General features: G+C 35.5%; 15 protein-coding genes. 10 read left to right on the forward strand and 5 right to left on the reverse strand.

The genetic code is table 11. From position 1 onward, the window contains the following. Nucleotides 1–170: 170 nt before the first annotated feature. From AAFU52_RS03790 to AAFU52_RS03830, 9 genes are all read left to right on the forward strand, one after another. The gene (locus AAFU52_RS03790) at nucleotides 171–1,781 is read left to right on the forward strand and encodes a glutamate synthase-related protein (protein ID WP_438425550.1); all 1,611 of its coding nucleotides are present in this window, start codon (nucleotides 171–173) and stop codon (nucleotides 1,779–1,781) included. Between the two features lie 122 nt (nucleotides 1,782–1,903). Beyond that, complete coding sequence (locus tag AAFU52_RS03795; protein WP_438425552.1) at nucleotides 1,904–2,650, forward strand: hypothetical protein; 747 nt, start codon at nucleotides 1,904–1,906, stop codon at nucleotides 2,648–2,650. 5 nt (nucleotides 2,651–2,655) lie between these two features. Beyond that, nucleotides 2,656–3,039 (forward strand): DUF2721 domain-containing protein, encoded by a 384-nt coding sequence (locus tag AAFU52_RS03800; protein WP_438425555.1) that lies wholly within the window; start codon nucleotides 2,656–2,658, stop codon nucleotides 3,037–3,039. 19 nt (nucleotides 3,040–3,058) lie between these two features. Continuing rightward, complete coding sequence (locus AAFU52_RS03805; protein WP_438425558.1) at nucleotides 3,059–5,014, forward strand: thiamine pyrophosphate-binding protein; 1,956 nt, start codon at nucleotides 3,059–3,061, stop codon at nucleotides 5,012–5,014. 2 nt (nucleotides 5,015–5,016) lie between these two features. Continuing rightward, nucleotides 5,017–5,235, forward strand: a complete 219-nt coding sequence (locus AAFU52_RS03810; protein WP_438425560.1) for a hypothetical protein — start codon at nucleotides 5,017–5,019, stop codon at nucleotides 5,233–5,235. Continuing rightward, nucleotides 5,232–5,639 carry a hypothetical protein gene (locus AAFU52_RS03815; protein WP_438425562.1) on the forward strand — a complete coding sequence of 136 codons (408 nt, stop codon included), beginning with the start codon at nucleotides 5,232–5,234 and terminating at the stop codon, nucleotides 5,637–5,639. The genes AAFU52_RS03810 and AAFU52_RS03815 overlap by 4 nt, the downstream gene beginning before the upstream one ends. Next, nucleotides 5,639–6,670 (forward strand): Rieske 2Fe-2S domain-containing protein, encoded by a 1,032-nt coding sequence (locus AAFU52_RS03820; protein WP_438425564.1) that lies wholly within the window; start codon nucleotides 5,639–5,641, stop codon nucleotides 6,668–6,670. Before AAFU52_RS03815 ends, AAFU52_RS03820 begins: the two co-directional genes overlap by 1 nt. Before the next feature lie 11 nt (nucleotides 6,671–6,681). Then, complete coding sequence (locus AAFU52_RS03825; protein WP_438425566.1) at nucleotides 6,682–7,479, forward strand: hypothetical protein; 798 nt, start codon at nucleotides 6,682–6,684, stop codon at nucleotides 7,477–7,479. An 18-nt stretch (nucleotides 7,480–7,497) separates the two neighbouring features. Then, nucleotides 7,498–8,739 carry a cation:proton antiporter gene (locus AAFU52_RS03830; protein WP_438425568.1) on the forward strand — a complete coding sequence of 414 codons (1,242 nt, stop codon included), beginning with the start codon at nucleotides 7,498–7,500 and terminating at the stop codon, nucleotides 8,737–8,739. An 18-nt stretch (nucleotides 8,740–8,757) separates the two neighbouring features. Here AAFU52_RS03830 and AAFU52_RS03835 read toward each other — a convergent pair whose 3' ends face one another. The 4 genes from AAFU52_RS03835 to AAFU52_RS03850 form a co-directional block, all read right to left on the reverse strand. Then, nucleotides 8,758–9,456: a Crp/Fnr family transcriptional regulator gene (locus AAFU52_RS03835; protein ID WP_438425571.1), complete on the reverse strand. Its 699-nt coding sequence runs from the start codon at nucleotides 9,454–9,456 to the stop codon at nucleotides 8,758–8,760. Between the two features lie 250 nt (nucleotides 9,457–9,706). Next, nucleotides 9,707–10,564 (reverse strand): carbonic anhydrase, encoded by an 858-nt coding sequence (locus tag AAFU52_RS03840; RefSeq protein WP_438425573.1) that lies wholly within the window; start codon nucleotides 10,562–10,564, stop codon nucleotides 9,707–9,709. Between the two features lie 194 nt (nucleotides 10,565–10,758). Continuing rightward, nucleotides 10,759–11,406, reverse strand: a complete 648-nt coding sequence (locus AAFU52_RS03845; RefSeq protein ID WP_438425574.1) for a Crp/Fnr family transcriptional regulator — start codon at nucleotides 11,404–11,406, stop codon at nucleotides 10,759–10,761. A gap of 188 nt (nucleotides 11,407–11,594) precedes the next feature. Beyond that, nucleotides 11,595–12,449, reverse strand: coding sequence for a carbonic anhydrase (locus tag AAFU52_RS03850; RefSeq protein ID WP_438425576.1), 855 nt, complete (start codon nucleotides 12,447–12,449; stop codon nucleotides 11,595–11,597). 171 nt (nucleotides 12,450–12,620) lie between these two features. Between AAFU52_RS03850 and AAFU52_RS03855 the strand changes: the two genes are divergently transcribed. Further along, nucleotides 12,621–13,520 carry a hypothetical protein gene (locus AAFU52_RS03855; protein WP_024771790.1) on the forward strand — a complete coding sequence of 300 codons (900 nt, stop codon included), beginning with the start codon at nucleotides 12,621–12,623 and terminating at the stop codon, nucleotides 13,518–13,520. A gap of 342 nt (nucleotides 13,521–13,862) precedes the next feature. On the opposite strand, the gene AAFU52_RS03860 is transcribed toward AAFU52_RS03855, so the two are convergent. Next, complete coding sequence (locus AAFU52_RS03860; protein WP_438425579.1) at nucleotides 13,863–20,090, reverse strand: fibronectin type III domain-containing protein; 6,228 nt, start codon at nucleotides 20,088–20,090, stop codon at nucleotides 13,863–13,865. Between the last annotated feature and the right edge of the window lie 564 nt (nucleotides 20,091–20,654).

Below are 20,654 nucleotides of genomic sequence, written 5' to 3' on the forward strand. Positions count from 1 at the left end.
TTTTTAAATAATTTAACACCAATAACGAAGTGATTATTAGTCAGTTTTATCTGCAGAATAAAAACAAATTTTATGAACAGATGAAAGTCTTGCTAAAGTTTTGAGACCAAATACAATATTTATTCTGATCAAGATCAAAATAAATTCTACCTAACCTAATAAAAAAATAGATGAAGCAACCTGTCTTAATAGCACAACTTAGCGATTTAGAAAATAAAGAACCCGCTCATGCCTTAGTAAATGGATTAGATTTGGTCATTATAAAGTATGATGATGACATTTCTGTATTATATGGGAGATGTTTACACAGAGGAGCGCTTATGGCAGATGGACATATTGATGGACATAACCTCATCTGCGGAGTACATGGTTGGGATTATCGATACGATTCTGGTGTTTCTGAATATAACAACAGTGAGGTTTTACATAAATTTAGTACTAAAGTTGAAGGAGGTAACCTCTATGTAGATGAAATTGAAATCAATTCCTATATTGAAGATCACCCGCAACCATTTAATCGTGAAGAATATCTTGGTGCTTATGCGGATACTCATCCTGAAGATACAGAACCATATACTGGGTACATCAAAGAATTAGCAAAAAATGGTTTGAAAAACCTGGGACATCATGGATTCTCTGCATCAATGGGAGTAGATCGAAATACACTACCAAAATGGAATGATATCCAATTTTTACCTGCTCAATTAGCCAACAGGCCTTTATTAGACCATGAAGAAGTAGCCACCAAAGTAATAATAGGTTCTAAAGCCAAAAAGCCTTTAACCATTAATATGCCTCTATTCGTAAGTGATATGAGTTTTGGAGCGCTTTCTCGAGAGGCAAAAATAGCATTATCCAGAGGGGCAGAAATGGCAGGAACCGGTATCTGTTCGGGAGAAGGTGGAATGCTACCACAAGAACAGGAAAATAACACCAAATATTTTTATGAATTAGCTTCGGCACAATTCGGATTTTCATGGGACAAATTAGATAAAGTACAGGCTTTTCATTTTAAAGGAGGGCAAGGTGCTAAAACAGGAACAGGAGGGCATCTTCCAGGAAGTAAAGTAAGTAAAGAGATTGCAGAAGTTAGAGGATTACAGGAAGGACAGACCGCAATCTCTCCTGCAACCTTTCCGGATTTTCATAGTGTACAAGATTTTAAAGCTTTTGCAGATCAGGTACGTGAACGAACTGGTGGTATCCCAATCGGTTTTAAGATTGCTGCCAGTCATATCGAAAAAGATATTCAATTTGCATTAGATGTAGGTGTAGATTACATTATTCTTGATGGTCGTGGTGGAGGAACAGGTTCTGCTCCTACTATTTTGCGTGATAATATTAATGTTCCTACCATACCTGCACTCGCAAGAGCACGAAAATATCTGGATAAAGTAGGTGCAACCGATGTAACACTAATCATTACCGGGGGGCTTCGTATTGCCGAAGATTTTGCAAAAGCAATGATGCTGGGAGCAGATGCTATTGCCGTATCCAATTCTGCACTGCAAGCGATTGGATGCCTGGGGATGCGTGCTTGCGGAAGTAATAATTGTCCAGTAGGGATTGCAACACAAAAAGAATCTTTAAGAAGCAGAATGATTATAGAATCTTCTGCTAAACAATTACATAATTATTTTGACGCGACCAATGACCTTATAAAGGTAATTGCAAGAGCTTGTGGATATGATGATGTTTCAAAATTTAATCATGATGACCTCTCTACTTATGATTATAACATGTACCGATTAGCAGGTATTAATTATGCTGGTATTGTCTAAAATTGAAACATTACAGATTAAAACGCCAGTATAAAATGGTAGACATAGGCCTTACTTCAAAAATGAAAATTTCTGAAGTATTGAAAACAAATTGACCTGATAAACTAATAAATCAACAAAACATGACCACTCAAATGCATTTAGCAGCGCAATATCTGGCAGCTGCGGGGATTAGCTTTCTAGAAAAGAAAAATGATGATAGCCATACTAACCTGGGGTTTTCTATAGAGAAAGGAACTTTATATACCAGACCTCTTAATTCATCTAAAGATATACTGTCTCTTAATTATAATCTTTTCGCTTTAGAATGGAACAGTCATAACTTAACAAAGACATTGCAATTAGATGGTACTTCACATGCAGAAGTTTTGCAATGGATAAGACGTATGGCAAAAGATAGCAATATCAATACACCTTATACCTATGCTCTGCATTATGAGCTGCCTTATACGATAACAGATGACTACATCTATACACTGAAAAATATAAGTAGATTACGAGAACTGGTAGCATTTAGAAAATTATCCAAATCTGCTATCCAAGAATTTCTACAAAACAATCTACTAAATTCTGAGATTAGAATATGGCCTCACCACTTTGACACAGGGGCTTTTGCCTCATTAGAAGACGAATCTGGCCTTGCCATAGGTCTAGGACTTGCCATTCCTGATACGATGTGCAATGATTATTATTTCTATATCAGTGGGTATCAAGGTCATGATAGCCTGGGTACTTCCGATTTCAAACCATTAACAACAGGAAAATGGTATGATGCAGAGTTTAAAGGCGCTGTTTTACCTATTTCTGGAGTAAATAAAGCTACAGTTATTACCTTTTTTGAAGAAGCATTTACGGCCTATAAAAATTAAATACTATGGAACATTGGTATATCCCGGCTACCATAATACCAGGTATTGGGCTTTTGATATTATCTACTTCTAATCTATTAGTCAATCTCAGTACCGAGATTAAAACTTTAATTGTAGAAGTAACACTCAAGGAAGTCCTCATAAAACGTAAGCTTAAGCAACTTAAATTATTAAACAGCGCTATGGTTTTCTTATATGTCGCTGTGGCCAGTTTTGTGATCTCTGCACTAATTTCTGGAGTATATAAAAGCGTAGAAACCAGTTTTGATTCTGCAATATATATTACCATAGCAGGCATTATTAGTGCTTTATTAGGTTTGATTGCGCTAATTGTATATTCATTTAGAGCGGTAAAAATCAGGCAAGATCAATTTAATAACAAATGTTAACACCTAAAAATAATCGATCATGACTTCAGAAAAAGAAATAGTATGGTATAAAGTACTCAGTAATAAAGATAAACTTCCTGAAGGAAGGGTTCAAACCGTTACTGCTGGTCACCAAGGTGTATGCCTAACCCATTTTGAAGGAAAATTCTCTGCATTGGATAACCGATGTCCTCATCAGGGAGGGCCACTAGGAGAAGGGTCTATAGAAAACGGTTTGCTTCGTTGCCCTTGGCATGGCTGGGATTTTGATCCATGTACAGGACTTCCTCCCGGAGGTTATGATGACGGTGTAACTACTTTTGATGTTAAAGAAGAAGGTGATGCTATTTATGTAGGTATTCCTGAAGAACCTGCTCACGAAGAGACCGTTTCTGATGTTATGATTCAAACCATGGTTAACTGGGGAATAGATACTGTTTTTGGAATGGTAGGTCATAGTAATCTTGGTGTTGCAGATGCTATGCGAAGACAGGAAAAGGAAGGTAAATTACGCTTCTTTGGTATTCGCCATGAGGGTGCAGCAGCATTTGCTGCTTCAGGGTATGCCAAACTAACTGGTAAACCCGCTGCTTGTTTTGGAATCGCAGGCCCCGGAGCAACCAATATGTTCACTGGTATGTGGGATGCTAAAGTAGATCGTGCGCCGCTATTAGCACTATCAGGGCAAGTAAATACTCAAGTAGTTGGCACCGGAGCTTTTCAGGAAGTAGATCTTACCAAAGCATTTGATTCTGTAGCAGAATTTAATCACGCTGTTCATCAAAATTCTAACCATAGTGAATTGATGGCATTAGCAGTTAAAACTGCACTTATTAAAAGAGATGTTTCGCACTTAACTTTTCCTGATGAAGTTGCTTTCAGTAAAAAACCTGGTAACGCAAAACCACAAACTCCAGAAAACAGAATTACCACTTTTGGTATTTCTCCACCAAAAGAAATGGTCAATAGAGCGAGTGATATGATTCTTTCGGCAAAAAGACCCGTTATCATTGTTGGCCATGGAGCTCGTTTTAATATGACTAGTATTATTGATTATGCCAAGACTCTTAATTGTCCTGTGATTACTACATTTAAAGGAAAAGGACTTATTGCAGATGATCACGAATTAGGGTGTGGTGTTTTAGGTAGAAGTGGTACTCCTATTGCTTCCTGGTTTATGAACGAAAGTGATCTGCTTATCGTCTTTGGAGCTTCTTTTTCTAATCATACCGGTATCACCCCAAAAAAACCTATTATCCAGGTAGATTTTGACCCAATGGCATTAAGTAAATTTCATAAAGTTGATGCCGCCTTATGGGGAGAAATTTCAGAAACACTAAATATTCTTACCGAAAAGACAAAAGGCAAAACAAATACAATAGATCAAAAACCAGAAATAGACGAACGCTGGAAACTTTGGAAAGAAGAAAAACAAAGTCGTCTCGAAGATTCTAGTAGTAAAGGACTAAGCTCTATTGCTGTTTTTGATGCAATGAATAAAATAACTCCTGCAAATGCAGTAATTGCTGTAGATGTCGGAAACAACACTTACTCTTTCGGAAGATATTTTGAACCCAAAAACCAATCCATTTTAATGTCTGGTTATTTAGGATCCATAGGATTTGCATTACCCGCCGCTATGGGTGCATGGGCAGCACAAGGGCATGAGAGACCCATATGGTCTGTATCAGGAGATGGAGGTTTGGGACAATATCTGGCAGAGATTTCGACATTAGTAAAATACAATATGAATATTAAGCATATCGTATTAAACAATTCTGAACTTGGTAAAATCTCTAAAGAACAACGTGCTGCAGAATTAGATGTCTGGCAAACGTCACTCCATAACCCAAGTTTTGCTGCATATGCAGAGAATTGTGGTGCTTTAGGAATACGAATAGAAAAATTAGAAGATCTACCTACTGCTATGGAAAAATTAAGAGACCATAATGGCCCTGCTCTTCTTGAAGTAATAACAGATGTAAATCTTATTTAGTTATGACAATAGTAATTCAGATTATAGTAAGCTTTTTAGGGTTGTATTTTGGAATAGGTTTTTTATTCGGAATCTATTTTTTCATCAAAGGTGCTTCTCAATTAGATGAATTAATTACCGAAAGCAAATGGACAGTTCGTTTATTACTGGTTCCGGGAGCAATAGGTCTTTGGCCTATTCTTCTTTTGAAAATAATTAATAAATCAAGAATCGACTCATGACTTCAGGATTAAGAAAAATGCATAAAATTATATGGATATTACTGATCATTATCATGCCAGTAGTAATCATCTTATCTATTAAGAGTATTAAGGAACCTTTACTCACAGATGGTGATGTATCATTAACCTCTACACTATCCGGGGAACGTATAGTTATAGAAGATGATAATTTTTTTATTAGTATAAAAGAACAAAGTTCCTTCAACTCGCTTCAAATCATTCTGAAGAGACCTTTAAAAAGTGCTTCATCACTTATATATGGTATTTCTAATCATAAAAAAGATACCTATTTAGGAACCATAAATAAGAAAGGAGTATACACTTTTGAAATCGATAAGAAGATCAGAAGTATAAGAGTTTATGATGAAATAAAGAAAAATGACATTATTAATATAGAATTATAATGGGAGTAAATTATCAACCAGTCCTTTGGAATCGAAACAAAAAGATCTATGATAAATGGATCGTAATCAGTATACTTATCTATCTTTTATGTTTCATAGGAATTACTATAATCACTAATAATGGGACAAGTGTAGAAACATTAATTATACGAGCTTTTGGGACATTGGCAATTGCTTTATTGCATATCATATTAGCTATTGGACCTCTCGCCAGATTAAATTCCAGATTTTTGCCTTTATTATATAACCGTAGACATCTGGGAGTAAGTATGTTTTTGGCCGCGATGGTTCATGGCGGGTTTTCAATTTTTCAATTTCATTCTTTAGGAAATGTAAATCCTATCTATGCCATTTTTACATCTAATATGGATTATGGTTCCCTCGCAAATTTTCCTTTTCAGGTATTAGGTTTTTTTGCATTGGTCATTCTATTTCTAATGGCGGCAACCAGTCATGATTTCTGGCTAAAAAACCTTTCTCCTAAAACATGGAAACGCTTACATATGATGGTATATCCAGCCTATGGATTGATAATTCTACATGTTTTTCTGGGTGCTTTACAACAGCAACCATCAATAGGGTCTATTGCTATTATGAGCTTAGGGTTTATAACTATTGCTACATTACATTTGGTAACCGGAATAAAGGAGACCAAAGCAGATAAAATTAAAACTCAACATATCAAAAACGGATGGGAATATATATGTGATATTGATGAAATACCAGAAGACAGAGCCAAAATATTTATTGTAGACAAAGAACGAATAGCAGTTTTTAAATACGATAATAAATTATCTGCTATCTCTAACGTATGCAAGCACCAAGGCGGCCCTCTTGGCGAAGGAAAAGTAGTAGATGGATGCGTTACTTGCCCCTGGCATGGATATCAATACCTACCTCACAATGGGCAATCACCACCTCCTTTTACCGAAAAAATAACCACCTATCGACTTAAAAATGACAATAATAAAATATACGTTCTACCAGAAGCCCTTGCAGAAGGAACCGAGGTCGAACCTATCATCTTTTAAACATTAGATTTATGGAAAATAAAGAGGATGATTTTTACATCGGATACGTTGATCATGTTTCTACAAAAACAAAAAAAACAATAAAGAGCTTTGTACTCTTTGGTATACTAGCTCTTATAACCATAGCTGTTACTTTTGCTTTTACACAAAATACTTTTAAGAACAGCTCATTCGAACTTACGACCAATACCAAAATCATGGGGGTTTATCATGAAATGCCCTATCCTATGCTAAAAGTTAAAACAGCAGAAGATACTTTTAAAAATATACTGCTACTTGGTTTTGGAAAATCCAGTGCTAATCCATTTCTAAAAAAAATAAGAAATGAAGTATCTCAATTATCCGGGAGTATGCTAAGTATTGAAGGTAATCTCATCTACTATAATGGAAAGACATTATTGCAAATCACAAACGATGAGAAAATAACATTGGTAGAAAAAGCAAATTCAAAAAGATTACCTGAAATAAAATCATTGGTTAAAAACATGGAACTTAAAGGAGAAATCATTGATCCCAAATGTTATTTTGGAGTGATGAAACCCGGAAAAGGAAAAATTCATAGAAGCTGTGCCGTACTATGTATTTCTGGAGGGATTCCGCCTGTGTTGGCTACTACAGATGAAAATAATATATCAGAATATTATCTGATTACAGATCTCAAGGGAAATCCTATCAACAAAAAGATATTACCCTACATCGGAAAGCCATCATTGCTTACCGGTAGTATCGTACAATTAGAAGATTGGTATCAATTACGAATTGATGTTAATACCATTAAGGATTTACACAGGCCTTCAAAAATATATTAATATAAAACCTTAGAAAACATGTTACAATCTTTCAGCATCATTTTTGCTATCGCTGCTTTCTTCAACTTTGTGAACTATAAGTGGCTCAAACTACCTACTACTATTGGGTTGATGCTGATGAGTTTGGCTACAATCTTAATCATAACCATTAGCAAAAGTATTATCCCAGAATTCTATCAGTTTTTTTGTGACATTGTTACCAACTCAGATTTTAGATCTTTACTTTTGGATGGAATTTTAAGTTTTCTTCTTTTTGCAGGAGCGTTACACGTAAATATTGACGAATTAGCTAAAGAAAAATGGCCCATTCTTCTATTTGCAACTTTTGGTGTATTAATCTCAACCTTTATTGTAGGTGGACTAACCTTTGGAACTGCACAATTAATTGGTCTTGAGCTTCCTTTTTTACATGCCTTACTATTTGGTGCATTGATTTCCCCTACGGATCCAATAGCAGTAATGGCTATTCTTAAAAAGGCGAATATTGCTAAAAGCCTTGGCATTAAAATTGAAGGAGAATCACTTTTTAATGATGGTATTGGGGTTGTCGTTTTCTCTGCAATATTGATTCTTGCGGGAATGGGAGAGCACCCTATAGAAGGCTCTATAATCTCTGAAATAGGCAAGCTTTTTCTTGAAGAAGCTATTGGCGGAATATTATATGGAGGACTTCTTGGTTTTATTGGATATCAATCTATCAAATCTGTAAAAGACAATCCTCAATTGGCAGTAATGATTAGCCTGGCAATTGTAATGGGTGGTTATGCATTTGCATCCCTCATCCATGTTTCTGGTCCATTAGCTATGGTAGTTGCAGGAATGATCATTGGAAATAAATTAAATATTGCTACAAATAAAGGTCCGACCAGAAAAATGCTTAATGATATTTGGGAAGTACTTGATGATGTATTTAATGGTATTTTATTTGTACTTATTGGATTAGCCATTCATTTATTAAAATTTGATCTGGATCATTTAATCCTGGGAAGTATAGCTATCCTGATTGTATTGATTTCGAGATTCATTTCTGTATTTATTCCCTATTCTTTGTTGAAACATTCAGAAAATAACCCAATAAAAACGGTGACTATATTAACATGGGGAGGCTTAAGAGGTGGGATTTCTATCGCATTGGCATTAAGTTTAGCCGATAATCCTTCTTCAGAAATCATATTATATATTACTTATGTAGTAGTCCTATTTTCTATTATTATACAAGGACTTAGCATAGGGAAATTAGTAAAGAAATTATACGATTAACCAACCATGAAATCATTGTTATACGAGGTTAGTTATACTTATTAGTTTTTCCATGTCTTTAACCATAATTACATTTTCTTGGATCTCAATAATTCTCTCCTCCTTAAAATCATGCAATACTCGAACTAAAGACTCAATCGATGTTCCCACTATATTACTGTGGTCTTTCCTGGATAATTTAACTCCCACGTCCATAATTGATTCTTCATTAAAGAATTCTTCCAGTTTTATGATAGACAAAGCAGTTCGTTCTCTAACACTATGCTGAGCCAGAATCTTAGAATTATTTAAAAACACCCCAAACTCATGACTAATATTTTGTAATAAACGATTCAACATGTCTCGATTATTTTCTATGATCGAAAAGAAAATGTGTTTAGGAATTAAATAAAATGTACATTCTGTTAAACAAGCTGCAGAATGGGAATAGGTTTCATTACATAATATATTATGATGGCCAAGAATTCTATTTTCTCCTACCAAATGAAAAATATGTTCTTTTCCATTTAACCCAGTAGCATATTTTTTTACTTTTCCTTGCTTTAATATATATACCACAGTCGGGATTGATCCTTCATGAAACAATACCTGACCTTTTTTAAGCTTAAGAACAGTTTTTTTTTCTTCAATTATTTCTAATACATCATCTGGAATACATTGTAAAAACGATTCATGTATAAATGAATATTGCTTATTGGGGAAAAGAGCACTAATCATAGGGTATAATTATTTAGTGAATCTTATTTAAAAACGACATTTGATTCAAAAATTAACATCTTTTATGTTAATTTAACGTAAAAAACATGAATTTATTGTAATGGTAAGGCTACTTTATATTGTGTCTTAATAGCAGAAAGAGAGACAAATATAATAGTATACGTTATCTTAATCATAAAGAAAAGGTTCCCCTTATTTCTAAAGACAACCTCTCCTCTCAATTTAGGTTAGTGATGGGGAAACTTAACCTTTAATCATCATTAGAACGAACTATTCTTCCATTCAATGCTTGAACTGGTCTGAAATTTTCATGCATTATATGCTTAAATTGCTCTAACTGTGCATGTGATGCCTGGATAGGTTGTTTAACAACATACCAGGTAACAATTTCTGAACATGCAGGGGTCGTTAAAGAACCACTATAGGTATAAAAATCCATATCACCAGGAAGTATATCGGCTATATGGTACTCATCATTACTTGTGTAATATTCGTCCTCATGTTCGGGAAGATTATCCATAAACTGAGACAAAACTTCATTTTCTGCTCCTTCGGTAAAGAAAATACCGACTACTGCCAACAAACCAGTAGTTGGATTTCTATGTACCAAATGCATCTCCATAGGGTATCTATTTCCATCTACAGTATGCTCACTACCCGTATGAAAGTGAAACTGTAAAAGATCATAATCAATATTGTTTAATGAAGCCGAACTACCAGGAGTATAATCAAAACGTAAAGTATGACCATTATTAACAATAGTTGTAGTACTTGTAGTATAATTGGTATTGATATTATTAATATCATCGTCCTCATCTGCATCATCTGTTACAATATCAATTGGAGACTGTGCATTACCTCCACAATCTTTCCAATCCTCGCCGCAAAGATCAGCCCAGAATGCTGGACCTTCTGATCCTTCGTACTCAAAATGACAGTCTGATGAACTTTTTCGTCCAAAAAAGATATTCCCTAGATTTGTCTCGTCATTTTTATTAATATCCTGATTAACATTTTGATCTTGAATATCTATCTTTTCATTCTCACAAGAAGCTAATCCATAAATTAAAGCAAAAGTAAATAAATACTTAAAAAAATTTGATTTCATAATAAGTTGAATTTGTGTTTACTATTTTGCCAAAAGTATTAGATGCTTAGAATTAAAAGTCCATATTCATCAAGTAAATAATTGATTTATATCAACTGTTTATTTGATATTTGTTAATTATTTACAAACACAGCACAGCTTATCAGTTTTTTTAAAATTATTGATAATCAAAACATTACATTTAAATTAATCAACTATCTAAAATTAGCAACCGTGATTAATTTTTTTGTATCCTTAATGAGAATAGTATTTTTTTCAACATCTATAATTTGTTCTTTTTTGAAATCATGTAATACCCTTATCAAAGATTCAATCGAAGTACCAATTAAGTTACTATGGTCTTTTCTCGATAATTTGAAGCAACCCTTTTCTTCAAAGAATTCATCTAGTCTTAATATCGATAAAGCAGTCCGTTCTCTAACACTATGTTGAGCCATGATCTTAGAGTTACTAATAAACACTCCAAATTCATGACTAATACTCCTTAAAAGGCCTTGAAGTATTTCTTGATTATCTTCAATTATTGACAGAAAGATTTCTTTAGGAATCAAATGAAGTAGGCAATCTGTAAGACAAGCAGCAGAATGAGAATACACTTCTTTACAGAGCAGGTTATGATGGCCTAGAATTTCGTTTTCTCTGATTAGGTAAAAGATATGTTCTTTACCATTTAACCCAGTAGCGTATTTTTTTATTTTTCCTTTTTTCAATACATATACTCCGCTGGGAATAGTACCTTCATAGAACAATACTTGTCCTTTCTTTAGTTTTATCGGAATTATATTTTCTTCTATCAAAGATGAAACATTGTCCGGAATCATTTCAAAAATATTGGAACTCATAAAAGAATATCGTTTATGAGGAAAAAGAGTGTTGATCATAATATTTAAGTTGAGTTTTGTTTGTCTAAAACAAGTCAAGCTTAAAATACCCTACTTTTATTTTTATTTTTTTATTCTTAAAGAAAAAAGAGATACTACCAAATGGCAGCACCTCTTTTTACAACTATCAAAAATAATATACCTAAATACTAATTATTAGTATTAACAACCCTACCATTCAATGCTTGAACTGGTCTGAAATTTTCATGCATTATATGCTTAAATTGCTCTAACTGTGCATGTGATGCCTGGATAGGTTGTTTAACAACATACCAGGTAACAATTTCTGAACATGCAGGGGTCGTTAAAGAACCACTATAGGTATAAAAATCCATATTACCAGGAAGTATATCGGCTATATGATACTCATCATTACTTGTGTAATATTCGTCCTTATGTCTGGGAAGATTATCCATAAACTGAGACAAAACTTCATTTTCTGCTCCTTCGGTAAAGAAAATACCGACTACTGCCAACAAACCAGTAGTTGGGTTTCTATGTACCAAATGCATCTCCATAGGATATCTATTTCCATCTACAGTATGCTCACTACCAGTATGAAAGTGAAACTGTAAAAGATCATAATCAATATTGTTTAATGAAGCCGAACTACCAGAAGTATAATCAAAACGTAAAGTATGACCATTATTAACAATAGTTGTAGTACTTGTAGTATAATTGGTATTGATATTATTAATATCATCCGCATCATCTGCATCATCTGTTACAATATCAATTGGAGACTGTGCGTTACCTCCACAATCTTTCCAATCCTCGCCGCAAAGATCAGCCCAGAATGCTGGACCTTCTGATCCTTCATACTCAAAATGACAATCTGATGAACTTTTTCGTCCAAAAAAGATGTTCCCTAGATTTGTCTCGTCATTTTTATTAATATCCTGATTAACATTTTGATCCTGAATATCTGTTTTTTCATTCTCACAAGAAGCTAATCCATAAATTAAAGCAAAAGTAAATAAATACTTAAAAAAATTTGATTTCATAATGTGTTGAGTTTATAATTTTATGTGCTCAAAAATATGGGCTTGTTATTATTTTTTGTGCAATATCTATCAATCGAGAATATGATATTTATCAATTAATTTATTGACTATTGAGTGGTTTAAATCATAATAAATCGATATTTTTAAAGTATTAACTATCACACAAAACTCATGACACAATCTTCTGATTTACAACATAGATTAATTACTATTTTAAAGCTCTCTACTTTTCTTATTTTTTTAGGCAGAGCCTACCAACACATTGTTTGGGACGCTCCCTACAGAACTTTTCTATGGGACGAAAGTATCCTAAAAAGTAGTATTGAAAATGTTTTTGGTATCGCCTGGAATGATTATGTAACCAGCCTCTCGGCTGCTAATACAATTTCTTTTTCAATAAAAGCAATAGGTGTCTTTTATCTCATTTGTGCTATCATTACTTTAATGATAAAACCTAACATGAAAAAAACCGGTAAATTCTTTTTATTAGGAGGGAGTATCGGACTTTTTATTTTGGCAATCTTGTATTGTAAAGAGAAATTTTTACATGTTGGGCAATTTTTTGAATATACAATTCAATTCATGACTCCAGTACTTCTTTATATGGTATTATTCACCTCTATTGAATTTAAAAAAATACGCTTAATTGCTCTTATTGCTATTGCTCTTACATTTAGTTGTCATGGTTTATATGCTATCGGATATTATCCTAGACCAGGCAGTTTTATTGACATGACACTCAACACTTTGCCAATTAGCGAACCTAGCGCACATCTAATGTTAAAAACAGCAGGCATCCTTGATTTTGTAGTTGCCATTGCTATTTTTATTCCCAGGATATCTTATGCTGCTTTAGTATATGCCTTTGTATGGGGAGGGTTAACCGCTATAGCCCGACTAGTAGGTCATTTTCACGTTGCTTTTTTATGGAACTCATTCAGTCAATGGACCTGGGAAATGTTGATTAGATTACCTCATGGTTTAATTCCCTTGTTTGTGATGATTGCTGATCGTCCTAATTTACGTTATCTAAAGAAGCTTTCTTTCAGAAAAAACCCTCAAACTATATAATTCATTCATCACTATACTTCATAAATAATCCTCGGGATAAACCCCGAGGGTTATACTAGATTAAGTTCAGTTAATTATCTTTATATAATACGTCATATTCTTTCTCCTTACTTTAATTTTTAATGAATTGAGCTACAACTTTTGTTAGTTATAGGATTGGGCACTGTGAAATGGAAAATGAATTTCATACTAATCTTCTTTCTTCATAATCTGATCAATCATCAAGCTTAAAAAAAACAATGATATTTTGTTGAGCAAATCTTGGGATATTAACTCTTCTTAGAATAAAAAAACTGCCTGAACATCTTGTTCAGGCAGTTTACTACTAGTAAGAAAGATATTCTATTTCTTAATAAACTTCTTACTTTCCTCTCCTTCTCTTGTTTTAATAACAATGAAATATACCCCTGCATTTAATTTATCAATAGCATAGGTTGTTGTTTCTGATTTAAAGTATACTTTATCAACCACCCTTCCGAACATATCTCTAATGATAGCTTCAGACCTATTGGCCTTAGTATAATTAGGATATTTGATGTGTAATACACCAGATTCTATCGGATTTGGATAAATTTCCAGTTCTTTCTCTACAACACTGTTCTCGTCTGCCAATGAAGTATCATTTCTTTGTGCAACAGCTGCGATAGTATGCGGGTTATCAATAGTCACAAGACTACCTCCTGTAGGATTCCAAACATCGATATTGGTTGGTAAAACAAACAAGTTGTTATCACTCACCTGCCCAACACTGGTAGCATTATCTACTTTAATAGTTCTAAGCTCTATCTTATTCTTATCGATCCATAACCACTTAAATTGGTTAAACGATGCAGCAGCTCTTGTCCATGTTTTGGTATCAGAAGCATTACGTAAGGGAGCTCCCCAACATCCTTCACCAACATAAACAGCTCTCTTTGGATCGGTATCCACTCTCACAAATCCTTCATCACTTCCTGAACCTGTCGAAGGTTTGATTGGCCAGGTACGTTTCACCACATGAGAATCACTCTCCATCACCAATTGTACGGCATGAGTATAAAAAGGTTTAGACCATGCTTCATACTGATCATTCTGTTCTGATTTACCAGGTTCATGAGGTCTGGTTGCTCTATGATATTGAGCTACAGCCCAGGTGTGACTAGCAGAATTGGATGCTAAATCATTAGCCAACCAAGTTCCCTGTGTACCTGCTGGGGTTACCTCTGTGTTTAAGGTATAGGTTCTTATCAGATTCCCTCCAAAACTCAATGCATAATATTCTCCTCCTGCAGCAGTAGGAATATCAAAAAGATCTCTGATATCATTAGAGCTTTCATGATTCCCTCGTGCAGCTACTACCGGAATCATTCTTCCATCAGCACCGATAGTCAATTGCCAGTCGTCAAACCAGTTTTTCCATTGAGAACTAGAAGAAGAACTTGTCATATCTCCTCCAAATAGTACCGCATGTGGTCTGATCTTAGCAACCAGTCTATTGGCGTTCTGTCTTGGAGTACGATTGTTTCTCGAATCTCCTCCTGCAATAATTGATAAACGAGTATTAGGATCACTAGGTGCTGTCTTAAACCAGAACCTCTTAGAAACCCCTTCACTATCCTTGATCACAAAATAATAAGCAGTATCTGCCTGAAGTCCTGTTAGTCTTGCATAGTTATTATTCATTCCTTTACTGGAAACAGTTCTGTCTACAGCTTTGTTAAATGGATATGATGCAGCATTACTACCAAAATCTGTAGTACCATAATGTACCACAGGATTGGTTCCTGTTACTTGATTCCATCCTACAACCATAGTCGTGGATGTGTTACCTCTCCAGGTTAATCGATACTTTTCTGTTGATGTACTGATCACTGGAGTTTCAGTAAAGGTTGCTGTTACTGTTTTATCAGAACTCATGGTCACAGATCCCGGGTTGGTATTACCAGACAAGGCACCAGACCATCCACTAAAATCCCATCCTGATGCAGCAGTAGCGGTAACAGTAACTGAGGTTCCTGAGTTATAAGTTCCACCACCACTTACAGTTCCCTGTCCTGTCGTATTGGTCGTTAAGGTATATTGAACAACATTTGTTGTGGTGGCATTAGCAGCAGTGCTATTTGCAGATGCATTACCTGCAGCATCTTTGGCTCGCACCGTAAAACTATAACTAGTATTGGCAGTAAGACCACTAACACTATACGTAGTAGTGGTTGATGAACCAATACTTGCTCCATCTTGATATACATCATACCCGGTAACCCCTGTATTATCTGTAGAGGCATCCCAGCTAAGATCTAATGATGTGTTTGCAATATTAGCAGCTGTTAAGTTCGCAGGTACTGTAGGTGCTTGTGTATCGGGAATGATAGAAATAATCTTCACATTATCGATCGCTATATCACTACTCCATCCTGATCCTGTGGTTGCTTTAAATTGTAATTGGATTACAGATCCAGCGTAGGAAGTAAGTGCAACAGTAGCTTGGTTCCAAACATCTCCCTGGCTACCATTCTTTGACCAGATTGAAGTATAAGTAACTCCATTATCGGTACTTGCCAAAACTTCCATATTACCCATAGCGGTTCCCTGCATATGGTATCCAAACTCTAATGATCCATTAGGAACTCCTGTTAAGTCTATACAAGGACTGTTTAATAAAGCAACTTTATTTGGGCTACCTGCCGGAGTGACATTAGTCGAAGCTTCGGTATACAGATAGAATGAACCATCCTGTCCGCTTGCAGGACCGGTATTATTTGATGGAGTACCTCCTGAATCTCGGGTCCAATCAATATCATCTCCTGTAGCATTGGTCCAAACTCCAAAATCAGACTCAAAACTCTCACTGTATGGAAAACTGTTAATCCCAGCACACCCTGGAGTAGCTGTGGTAGTAACATTAGCAACATTACTGTTTGCTGATACATTACCAGCAGCATCTTTGGCTTTTACTGTAAAGCTATATGCTGTAGAAGCAGTAAGACCGGTAACACTAAAACTAGTGGTTGTCGATGTTCCTATACTACTACCTCCCTGAAATATCTCATATTCGGTAACGCCTACATTATCTGTAGAAGCAGTCCAGGATAAATCGACTGTTGTTGCTCCAATATTAGAAGCTGCTAAACTTGCCGGTGCACTTGGTGCTTGGGTGTCAGGTGTTGTAGAAATAATCTTCACATTATCGATCGCTATATCACTACTCCATCCTGATCCTGTCGTTGCTTTAAATTGTAATTTGATGACAGATCCAGCATAGGAAGTAAGTGCAACAGTAGCTTGGTTCCAAACATCTCCCTGGCTACCATTCTTTGACCAGATTGAAGTATAAGTAATCCCATCATCAGTACTTGCTAAAACTTCCATATTACCCATAGCAGTTCCCTGCATATGGTATCCAAACTCTAATGATCCATTAGGAACTCCTGTTAAATCTATACAAGGGCTATTTAATAAAGCAACTTTATTTGGACTACCTGCCGGAGTTACATTGGTCGATGCTTCGGTATACAGATAGAATGAACCATCCTGTCCGCTTGCAGGACCAGTACCGCTCGATGGAGTACCTCCTGAATCTCGGGTCCAATCAATATCATCTCCTGTAGCATTGGTCCAAACTCCAAGACCACTCTCGAAACTCTCACTGTATGGAAAACTGTTAATCCCAGCACACCCTGGAGTAGCCGTGGTAGTAATATTAGCAACATTACTATTCCCTGATACATTACCCGCAGCATCTTTGGCTTTTACGGTAAAGCTATATGCTGTAGAAGCAGTAAGACCGGTAACATTAAAACTAGTGGTTGTCGATGTTCCTATACTACTACCTCCCTGAAATATCTCATATTCGGTAACGCCTACATTATCTGTAGAAGCAGTCCAGGATAAATCGACTGTTGTTGCTCCAATATTAGAAGCTGCTAAACTTCCCGGTGCACTTGGTGCTTGGATGTCAGGTGTTGTAGAAATGATCTTCACATTATCGATCGCTATATCACTACTCCACCCCGATCCTGTAGTTGCTTTAAATTGTAACTTGATTACAGATCCAGCGTAGGAAGTAAGTGCAACAGTAGCTTGGTTCCAAACATCTCCCTGGCTACCATTCTTTGACCAGATTGAAGTATAAGTAACTCCATTATCGGTACTTGCTAAAACTTCCATATTACCCATAGCAGTTCCCTGCATATGGTATCCAAACTCTAATGATCCATTAGGAACTCCTGTTAAATCTATACAAGGGCTATTTAATAAAGCAACTTTATTTGGACTACCTGCCGGAGTTACATTGGTCGATGCTTCGGTATACAGATAGAATGAACCATCCTGTCCGCTTGCAGGACCAGTACCGCTCGATGGAGTACCTCCTGAATCTCTAGTCCAATCAATATCATCTCCTGTAGCATTGGTCCAAACTCCAAAATCAGACTCAAAACTCTCACTGTATGGAAAACTGTTAATCCCAGCACATACTGTAGTAGTAATATTAGCAACATTACTGTTCCCTGATACATTACCCGCAGCATCTTTAGCTTTTACTGTAAAGCTATATGCTGTAGAAGCAGTAAGACCGGTAACATTAAAACTAGTGGTTGTCGATGTTCCTATACTACTACCGCCCTGAAATATCTCATATTCAGTAACGCCTACATTATCTGTAGAAGCAGTCCAGGATAAATCGACTGTTGTTTGCGTTATATTCGCACTAGTTAATCCCGATGGTGTAGAAGGTGCTTGTGTATCCGGGATAGGTGTTAATGTAGTTACATTAACTACATTACTACTTCCAGATGCATTACCTGCAGCATCTTTCGCTTTTACCGTAAAACTATATCCAGTATTTGCTGTTAATCCATTTACACTAAAACTGGTGGTTACAGATGTACCAATACTTGCAGCTCCTTGAAATATCTCATATTCGGTAACTCCTACATTATCTGTCGATGCAGTCCAGGACAAATCTGTGCTGTTAGTAGTAGTATTAGAAGCAGTAAGGTTTGCTGGCACACTTGGAGCCTGTGTATCTGTACTAACAACTACACCATTAGCAATTAATGAAAAAGCCTGAGAACCATTAGTTAGTGTACCTTTATGAGTAACTGTAACTGTATATGTTCCGGCAGCTAAAACGGCATCTATCTTTTCGACATTATCTCTAAAATTATCGCCTTTTTGCGCAGCATCACTATAATTATTAAAGCTTCCATTAGGTACCATTACCCAGGGAGAATATGTATTACTGTTACCAGTTATACGAACATCCAGGTCATTTACCAATACAGGTGTATTTCCTGAACCAATTGCTCCAGCAGGATCGTTCCATACGATAGTCAAAGCTAATGGTGTAGATCCGTCAGAAATGATAGTTCTGGTATATGTACTTCCATTATTTAATGTTAACTCATCCATAATAGATGTGTTACCATTATTACTGATAACCTGAGCAGCTCTTTCTGCATTAACCAGCCCCCATCCACTTGCAAAATCAGGACCATCATTGGCTCCCATTTCATCAGCAGTATCAATAATCAATCCTTTAGCTGTGGCAGCTCTCATGTAAACTCCGTTGATATTTTTATAGTGTTCCTGTAACAAAGCAATAGTACCTGCAGTTGCTGGAGTAGACATCGAAGTACCACTCTTACTACCATAATCTGTATCACTGGCATTATCAGAAGAATATACCGTAGTACCATTATTAGTAATATCTGGTTTAATTCTCCAATCATCAGAAGGGCCGTAAGAACTAGATGAAGACATACTTACAGAAGAAGGTCCTGTATAGTTTAGGATATCATTACAATTTCCGACAACCAGTAAATTCTTTGCCAGCTGGTTTGTTTTTACTACTCCATAATTATTCCCACTATTTCCTGCAGATTTACAATGCAGATAAAATGGAGCATTATGAGCAACTTCATCCATATCACGAGCAGTAGCGTCATAAACTCCCGCCGAACCACTTGGTGTATTTGAATTATTAGCCAAAATTCCTCCGGCAGCAGCAAATGAAGCCGCTTCTGTTACCATCCCAGAGGCTGTATAGTTTTTGACAGTTGCTCCAGAGGCCATTCCTCTGGCTGCTGGATCGGTACCACTGGCGATTAATGTACCTCCTGTATGTGTTCCATGACTAGTAACAGATCCTCCATCACCTCCATTAGAAGCTCTGCCTCCAAATTCCTGATGAGTCGGCCTGGCATAACCACTTTCCCATACACCTATTTCAATGCCGGCACCAGTAAGATTAAGACCTGATGATCCTCCCGTCCAAATTTTGTTTGTACGTCCTGAAGCGGCAGCATCGACATTATCATCATAAGCATAAATGGGTTCTCCTTTTTCATTAAAAGAATAAAAAACTCCTAGCCGACCATCTATTGTGGTCTTTGTAAGAGGTACTTTTTGATTTGCAACTTTAGCCTTATTGGCATTGTTTATAGTATTAGATCTGCTAATAATCTTTTGTAGGGCTTGTAAATCGGTTTGTTTTTTAATATTCTCTCGGTCATTCTGATTTTGTGCGTTAACGAGTATCGAAAACAACAAAAAAGGAATAAGGAGGAATATACTCTTCCTTGATTTCATGTGTTGAGTTTTAATTAATTAAGATTGTGTGTTTTAAAAAATTAGTTTAAGATTTTAAAAGAGAAAAATCTTTTATGTCTAAAAAAGACATTGGGGTCGGGGAATAATAATCTTTGTCTTAATACTTGCATTTTTTTGAGTATTCATAGGTTTTAATTTGATTACTAATTAAAATGGTTGTGTCTATTTATTATGACGTATTAATCATGATCTCCCCCTAGTACATTATTTTTTAAAATGAAATAAAAGTTTTACTATCAATAGATTATGAGCTAATACTATAGACTACACCTATTCTGAACGTAATTCATTATTTTTTCACAAATTGAATTCACTCTTTTATAAAAGTGCTATGTGTTCTTATAAAAATGTAGTGTGGTTTTGTCTTTTTCTACAAATAGAAATTTAAAACAGTAATAGAAGATATTATATAAGGTTAGAGATAAGGGTATTTTCCTGGTTCTCATGAGTTTGAGTAGATTTGCGGTTAATGATGCTTCAAAAATACTTTCTTATCATCATTCAAATTCTAGAATTAATCAATCTAAAACCTGATATTTATCA

Origin of the sequence: Aquimarina macrocephali, assembly GCF_051627225.1 — a bacterium.
Lineage (GTDB): Bacteria > Bacteroidota > Bacteroidia > Flavobacteriales > Flavobacteriaceae > Aquimarina > Aquimarina macrocephali.